Annotated in this window: 8 protein-coding genes; 5 read left to right on the top strand and 3 right to left on the bottom strand. The window is 67.2% G+C overall.

What is annotated here, in order from left to right:
* Positions 1 to 928: amidase family protein (locus tag G3N97_RS34550; protein WP_241031018.1), on the top strand; the 928-nt coding region annotated here is incomplete at its 5' end.
* A 49-nt stretch (positions 929 to 977) separates the two neighbouring features.
* Here G3N97_RS34550 and G3N97_RS34545 read toward each other — a convergent pair.
* Positions 978 to 1,289 (bottom strand): high-potential iron-sulfur protein, encoded by a 312-nt coding sequence (locus tag G3N97_RS34545; RefSeq protein ID WP_205997350.1) that lies wholly within the window; start codon positions 1,287 to 1,289, stop codon positions 978 to 980.
* Between the two features lie 132 nt (positions 1,290 to 1,421).
* Complete coding sequence (locus tag G3N97_RS34540) at positions 1,422 to 2,528, bottom strand: NAD(P)/FAD-dependent oxidoreductase (protein WP_205997349.1); 1,107 nt, start codon at positions 2,526 to 2,528, stop codon at positions 1,422 to 1,424.
* Between the two features lie 401 nt (positions 2,529 to 2,929).
* Here G3N97_RS34540 and G3N97_RS34535 point away from each other — a divergent pair, with 401 nt between their 5' ends.
* The 4 genes from G3N97_RS34535 (at position 2,930) to G3N97_RS34520 (ending at position 6,672) form a co-directional block, all read left to right on the top strand.
* The gene (locus G3N97_RS34535; RefSeq protein WP_241031017.1) at positions 2,930 to 3,556 is read left to right on the top strand and encodes a hypothetical protein; all 627 of its coding nucleotides are present in this window, start codon (positions 2,930 to 2,932) and stop codon (positions 3,554 to 3,556) included.
* A 114-nt stretch (positions 3,557 to 3,670) separates the two neighbouring features.
* The gene (locus G3N97_RS34530; RefSeq protein ID WP_110325284.1) at positions 3,671 to 4,444 is read left to right on the top strand and encodes an endonuclease/exonuclease/phosphatase family protein; all 774 of its coding nucleotides are present in this window, start codon (positions 3,671 to 3,673) and stop codon (positions 4,442 to 4,444) included.
* Between the two features lie 124 nt (positions 4,445 to 4,568).
* Positions 4,569 to 5,222, top strand: a complete 654-nt coding sequence (locus G3N97_RS34525; protein WP_205997348.1) for a LysE family transporter — start codon at positions 4,569 to 4,571, stop codon at positions 5,220 to 5,222.
* A gap of 679 nt (positions 5,223 to 5,901) precedes the next feature.
* On the top strand, positions 5,902 to 6,672 hold the full coding sequence (locus tag G3N97_RS34520; protein WP_065061935.1) for a ferredoxin--NADP reductase: 771 nt from the start codon (positions 5,902 to 5,904) through the stop codon (positions 6,670 to 6,672).
* Here the strand turns inward: G3N97_RS34520 and G3N97_RS34515 are convergent.
* Positions 6,611 to 7,210 (bottom strand): hypothetical protein (locus G3N97_RS34515; protein ID WP_205997347.1); only part of this gene is annotated, 600 nt, incomplete at its 5' end. The genes G3N97_RS34520 and G3N97_RS34515 overlap by 62 nt on opposite strands.

Here is a 7,210-nt window from a genome sequence, read left to right as displayed (position 1 = left end):
CAAGCCCTCGCGCGGCAACCAGCCGACCTCGGACCTGCCGCGTCCGCCGGGCGAACTGGGCGTCGATCTCGCGATATCGCGCAGCGTGCGTGACAGCGCGCTGATGCTCGATCTGCTCGCGGGCGATCCCGGCCTCGCGCCCGGCGCGCCGGGCAGCTTTCTCGCGGCCGCGCGCGCGCCGCTCGACGGCGGCAAGCCGCTGGCGATCGCCTATATCACCGATCCGCTGTTCGCCGACGCGCTCTCGCCCGACGTGCGCGATGCCCTCGACGACACCGCGAAGCTGCTGACCTCGCTCGGCCATATCGTCGAGCCGATCGAACTGGGCATGGATTTCACGGCCACGCGCGAAGCGTTCCTGATGATCTGGTCGGTCGTCGCCGAGCAGTACGTGCTGAACGCCGACACCATCACGGGCAACAAGCCGCGCCGCCAGGACTTCGAAATCCCGACGTGGGCGATGGCGCACATCGGCCGCAAGTTCGGCGAGCGCGAACTGCCCGCCGCGCTCGCCGAGCAGCAGCGCGTGACGGCGCGCTTCGACGATCTGATGAAACGCTTCGACGTGATCCTGTGCGCGACGCTCGCGGCGCCGCCCGTGAAAATCGGCGAGCTGAAACCGACGCAGTCGGAGCGCCTGCAGATGCGCGCCGTCACCGCGATGCCGGTCGAAGCGTTGATGAGAAAACTGCTGACGGAAGCCGCGAACAAGGCGTTCGCGTGGGCGGGCTGCACCGAGATCTTCAACATGACCCGTCAGCCGGCGATGACGGTGCCGCTCGCGTGGAATGCGCGCGGCCTGCCGATCGGCGTGCAGTTCGCGGCGCGCGAGAATCACGACGCGTTGCTGCTGCGTCTCGCCGCGCAACTGGAGGCGGCGCGGCCGTGGTTCGGCAGGCGTCCGCCTCTGCTGATGGCGCGCGTCTAGACTCGCGCGCCGCTTTCAGGCTGAGTGCGGCGTGTGCCGCGAGAGGCGCTTACGCCTTCTTGTTATACGCGCTGCACCAGCCCTTGCCCGCGACCTGCTTGCCGCCGAACATCGGGCACGGCGCGAACGCATCGGTGGCCTTGCCCTGATAGAACGTGCAGTTGCTGCAGTCCTGGCCGGCGGCGTACTTCGCGAATTTGGCCTTGTCGACCTTGGCGGCGTCGAGCTTGTAGCCGAGCGCCTGGGACGTGGGATCGGCTTCGGACGCCTTCGGGGCATCGGCGAAGGCCTGGCGCGACAGCGCAACGGTCGTGGCGACGCCAAGGCTCGTGATCAGAAAGCTGCGGCGGGACGATTTCATGGGACTTACTCCAGTATTGTGGGCAACACCGTTCTGACGACGGCGCGCGAGAAGCATAGCAACGATGCCTCGCCGCGTGAGCCTGCAATTCCGGAGATAAGAGAAGCGCGTCATCACGACGCGCACGCACGTTCAACCCGGCCCGGCCATCTCGCAGACGCGCTGCGCAATCGCGAGCGACGCCGTGAGTCCAGGCGACTCGATACCGAAGAGATTCACGAGCCCGCGCACGCCGTGCGAGGCGCGGCCCTGAATCACGAAGTCGGCGGCCGGTTCGCCCGGTCCCGAGAGTTTCGGACGAATGCCCGCATACGCAGGCTGCAGCGCGCCGTCGGGCAGCGCGGGCCAGTAGCTGCGGATCTGCGCGTAAAAGGCGTCGGCGCGACGCGGATCGACGTCGTAATCGATCGACTCGATCCACTCCACGTCCGGACCGAAACGCGCCTGGCCGCCGAGATCGAGCGTGAGATGCACGCCCAGCCCCGCTTCGTTCGGCATCGGATAAATGAGCCGCGAAAACGGCACGCGCCCGGTCACGCTGAAGTAATTGCCGCGCGCGAGATAGAGCGGCGGAATGTGACGCGGATCGAGTCCGCGAATGCGTTTGGCGAGCCGCGTCGCCTGCAGCCCCGCGCTGTTGACGAGCGAGGCCGCGCGGATTTCGGTCGGCGCGTCGCCACCGGTGCGGATCACGAAGCCGTTCGCGCTCGCGTCGATCGATTCGACCGGCGACTTGAGCGCGACCACCGCGCCGTCGCGCTCGGCGTCGCCTTGCAGCGCGAGCATCAATTGATGGCTGTCGACGATGCCGGTCTGCGGCGAATACACCGCCGCCACGCATTCGAGCGCCGGTTCGAGCGCGAGCGCCTCCGCGCCGCTGATGCGCGTGAGGTCGAACACGCCGTTTTCCTTGCCGCGCGCGAGGATCGCATCCAGTTGCGCGATCTGCGCGGGCGCGGTGGCGACCAGCAGCTTGCCGCAGCGCGCGTGCGCGACGTGACGCTCGGCGCAATAGTCGTACAACATCTCGCGGCCGCGCACGCAGAGCGTCGCCTTCAGCGAGCCGCGCGGATAGTAGAGGCCCGCGTGGATGACCTCGCTGTTGCGCGAGCTGGTGCTGGTGCCGATCGCGTCGGCGGCTTCGAGCACGATCACTTCGCGGCCGCGCGCCGCCAGCGCGCGCGCCACGGCGAGGCCGACCACGCCCGCGCCGATCACCACACATTCGATCTGGTCCATGACGCTGCGCTCGCCTCCCGCTCGCTCCGGCATCCTTCAAAAATTGTACGCCGCGCATCGGGAAGCATCCGGCGCGAGTGCGGGGCGAAGGCGCGCTGGCGTACACGCGTGACGCGGGCGCGCCGCGCGGCTTTGCGGCACGCGTTTCGTGGGGTCGAATCGATTTAACGCGCACGCGGCGCGGTGCGGCATTACATTTGCTGTAACAGTTTTCTCGCCGTACGCGATGGAAACCGGGCGAGGTCGTCCCCACATCTTGAAAACAAAGGGGTTTTCGTCGGGTTTCCACGCTCGCTGCGATCCGACCAGGCCGCCGTCCGGCGGCCGCGAACGCGGCGTTTGCGAACCCGGTATAGGATCAAAGGTCATAACGAACCCTGCCAAGCATGGAGCCTGTCGAGATGACGTTATGGAAGACCGCCCTGAGCACCGCACTCGTCGCCGCCTGCGCGCTGGCTGCGAGCGCGCAGGCGCAGGAAACCGCGCCGCCCGCGGCCGCGTCGATCACGGTGACGAATCCCGCGCCCACGGCAGCTTCGGCGGCGGCCGCCGCTGTTACAGCATCCGGCACGTCCGCGCCGGCTTCGCCGCTCGCGCCGCAAGGCGTCGTCAACTGGACGCTGGAAGTCGACAGCGACGGCCAGAAGATCGACAGCTTCGAGGGCTCGACCACGGTCGGCCAGGCGCGCACGGACACGCATCACAAGGTCGTCACGCACGACGTGGGCTGCAAGAATCAGCCCGCGGGCAGCATCGACCTGCAGCGCACGATCACGGTGTCGCCGCTTCAAGCCAGCGCCGACAGCACGATTCTCGCCATCGACGCCCAGGAAACGCTGGAAAACCCCGTCGCGCCGAAAACGACCGACGGCTGCAAGCTGCCGCCGCAGCCGCGTCAGGTGAGCGCGAGTCATCCGGGCCTGAACGTGCCCGCCGGCCAGTGGGTGACCTGGACGATCGTCGATCACGATCCCAAGCTCGTCTACCGGGTGCGCGCGAACCTCGCGCCGCCCGCCGCGGGGCCCTGACGGCGCACCGGTCGTCCACGAACCGGAGCGCGGCCCACCGGCCGCCGCCGTCCACCCCGCGTCAAAACCCGTAGCAACACACGCATGCGAAATCTCGAACAACCTCTCATCGACATGGATCCGGCCCACGCCGGGGACTTCGTCGCGGTGAGCTGGAACCTGCACAAGGGCCGCTCACCGCTTGGCTTTCAGGCCTGGCAGGCCATGCGGCGCTGGGTGCAGTCGACCCACGCCGACGCCTGGTTCCTTCAGGAAGCGATGGCGCGGCGTCTGCCGCAGCCGGTGCTTTCGTCGACCTTCGGCGCGCCGCTCGGCGATCCGCTCGAAGACGTGTGGCAATGCCAGGCCACCGAAATCGCCCACGCGCTCGAATTGCAGATCGCTCTCGGGCCGAACGTGTTCAAGCCGTCCTGGCGGCACGGCAACGCCATTCTGTCGCCGCATCCGCTCGATCTGGGCGGACGCTGGGACATCTCCGCGCATCGCTTCGAGCGGCGCGGCCTGCTGGTGGCGCGCGCGAGCGTGGCGGGCCAGCAGGTGACGCTGCTGTGCGCGCACCTCGCGCTCACCCGCAGCGCGCGCCTCAAGCAGATGCACTGGATCGCCCACTGGATCGCCAAGGAAGCGCCGCAAGGCCCGCTAGTGCTCGCGGGCGATTTCAACGACTGGCGCAACGACTCGGTGCCGCTGTTCGCCGAACACGGCCTGCAGGAAGTGGCGACGCTGCTCGGCGAGCCCGCCCGCACCTTCCCGGCGTTCTCACCCGCGCTCGCGCTCGACAAGATGTTCGTGCGCGGCCTGCAGCCCGTCGAGCTGATCACGCCGCCGCAGGAAACGGCCTGGCTCTCCGACCACCTTCCTTATATGGCGCGGCTGCGGCTGGAGTGACGCGGCAGGCGGTGGGCGGCGGCGGCCTCGCCTTCCGAAAAACTCCCAGGGTCTGCGAAGCAAGCGCGTTAATATGTCGCGTCGCGCGCCTCGATGGCGCGTTTTCCCTGCTCCGAGGCTCCGCGTGCATCACCTCGCCACCCTGCTCCAGATCGCCGTCGTCTACCTGTTCGCGCTCATCAGTCCGGGCCCGAACTTCTTCATGGTGACGCAACTCTCGCTCGCCGGACGGCGCGGTCTCGGCATTGCGTCGGCGTTCGGCGTCGGCACGGGCTCGACGCTCTGGGCCGCGCTCGCAATGCTCGGCTTCGCCGCCGTGCTCCAGCACATCGACTGGCTGTATCAGGGCGTGCGCATCGGCGGCGCGCTGTATCTGCTGTGGTTCGGCATCAAGCTGCTGCGCTCGGGCATGCGCCGCGACAACGAATCGCAGAGCGCCGCGCCCAGCGCGCCCGTCGAAGCGCTGCCGCCGCCCGACCGCCGCGCGTGGATCCGCACCTGGCGCGCGGGCTTTCTCACCTGCCTGACCAACCCGAAGTCGTGCGTGTTCTGGACCAGCGTGTTCGCGGCCGTCTTTCCCGCGCATCCGCCGACGTGGTTCTACGGCGCGGCGCTCGCGCTGGTGGCGGGGATGTCGTTCGGCTGGCACGCGGGCCTCGCGCTCCTGTTCGCCGATCAACGCACGCAGCGCGGCTACAAGCGCCTGCGCCGTCCGATCGACGCGTTCTGCGGCACGGCGCTGATCGGCCTCGCCGCCAAGCTCGCCGCCGACCGCTGACACGCCGACATCCGCTCCACGTCTGCCAACGCCGCCCAGCGTCTGCTGAGGCATCCTCAGCAGTTTCAAGCGTTGTTCGAGCGCCGCGAATCTGCCCCGCCGTCAGGGTCAATGGTGCGGCCTGTCAGACGTTCCGGTATCATCTGGGGCGAACATTCGCAGGCGCGCCTCGTTCGCGACGCGCGCCGCTCGCGGCAAGCACGCCCGCTCCCTGGTGGAACGGGCAGGACGGCCGGATTCGAGTCGCTCTGAGCGAAATCGGATCGAAATCGGGCTGAACCGGACGCAATCGGGGCCGCATGCGGCCCGGAGTACCCAGCCCGGTCACGGCCCGGCCGACGCCAGCCAGCGCCAGCCGTTTTCAGCCGGCCGTCAGCCAGCGCTACCCGTTACGCCAGGCGCGTACGGGCGCCAGCACGATGCCTCGGCTCACGCGAGCTTCCCTCCCCTTGCAGCGCGGCGCCGCCCATGAGGCGCGCACGCGGTAAAATGGCGGATTGCGCCTCGTTCGCATCGAGGCTGCGGGCTCGCAGCGGCACGGTCAACGCGTGAAAAGCCACGTAGCCACCGGATGTCAGAGCCGCGCGCCGCGCATCGTCATACCGGGCCAGTCATGCATCGTCATGCGGCCGGAAGGAACGCCCCGTCCGGCGGACCTCGTTTCGCATCATCAGGAACCATGAGCAAACACACCGAAGAAACCGTTCTGAGCGTCCATCACTGGACCGACACGCTTTTCAGCTTCACCTGCACGCGCGACCAGGCCCTGCGTTTCGACAACGGCCAGTTCACGATGGTCGGCCTCGAAGTGGACGGCAAGCCGCTGATGCGCGCCTATTCGCTGGCGAGCGCGAACTACGAGGAACACCTCGAATTCCTGAGCATCAAGGTGCCGGACGGCCCGCTCACGTCGCGCCTGCAGCATCTGAAGGTCGGCGACAAGGTGCTGATCGGCAAGAAGCCCGTCGGCACGCTGGTGGCCGACAACCTGCTGCCCGGCAAGGTGCTGTGGATGCTGTCGACCGGCACGGGCCTCGCGCCGTTCATGTCGATCATCAAGGATCCGGACATTTACGACCGCTTCGACAAGATCGTCCTCACGCATACCTGCCGTTTCGTCGATGAGCTCGCGTACAAGGAGTTCATCACCGAAGAGCTGCGCGAGCACGAATACCTGGGCGAAATCGTCCGCGAAAAGCTGGTCTACTACCCGACCGTCACGCGCGAAGTGTTCGACAACCGCGGCCGTATTACCGAACTGATCGACACCGGCAAGCTGTTCGCCGACCTCGACCTGCCGGCGTTCACGCCCGAGCGCGACCGCATCATGCTCTGCGGCAGCACGCACATGCTGCGCGACACGGTCGAACTGCTCGAAAAGGCCGGCCTCAAGGAAGGCAGCAACAACGAGCCGGGTCACTACGTGATCGAAAAGGCATTCGTCGGCTGATTTCCACGCCGGCGGCGGCGAAAAGCCGCACCACGCCTCGCCAAAAAACCGGAGCCTCGCGCTCCGGTTTTTTTTCGCGGTTTGCACGCAACAACATCGCGCATAAACTGCCCGGACGGTTACATTTTTCGCCGATTTCGCGTAGCTTTCTTGTCAGTGTTTTTCTGACAGAAATCGAGAAAACGCAGACGGGCCGAACTTCATGCCGGCTCTCAGGTTTTGCCGCTAAAGCCTTTCCCGACTGTATCTTTTCTTTTTTTGGGATATTATCGCGGCGCAACATCGGCCATTTCGGAATGCCTGGCAGAGTCTCAGTCAGGTTGTTACCGGATGTAAATTTCGTTACGCTGCGCCGAACGAATTCGGGGTCCCGCTTTCCGACGCGAGAAGGCCACCGATTCAACCGGCGCAGAGCAAGGAACCAGGCGGGAACCGGTTCCTCAACGGGGGAAGGATGGATACGTCGACTTACGCCGCGGGCAACGCGTGCGCGCCGGGCGCGGACGCGCCTGCGGCGCGCGCCAGCCATGCGGGCGGC

It is taken from the genome of Paraburkholderia sp. Ac-20347, assembly GCF_017104805.1.
Classification (GTDB): domain Bacteria; phylum Pseudomonadota; class Gammaproteobacteria; order Burkholderiales; family Burkholderiaceae; genus Paraburkholderia; species Paraburkholderia tropica.
Note: the sequence above shows the minus strand (reverse complement) of the source record. Positions and strands in the feature narration are given on the sequence as shown.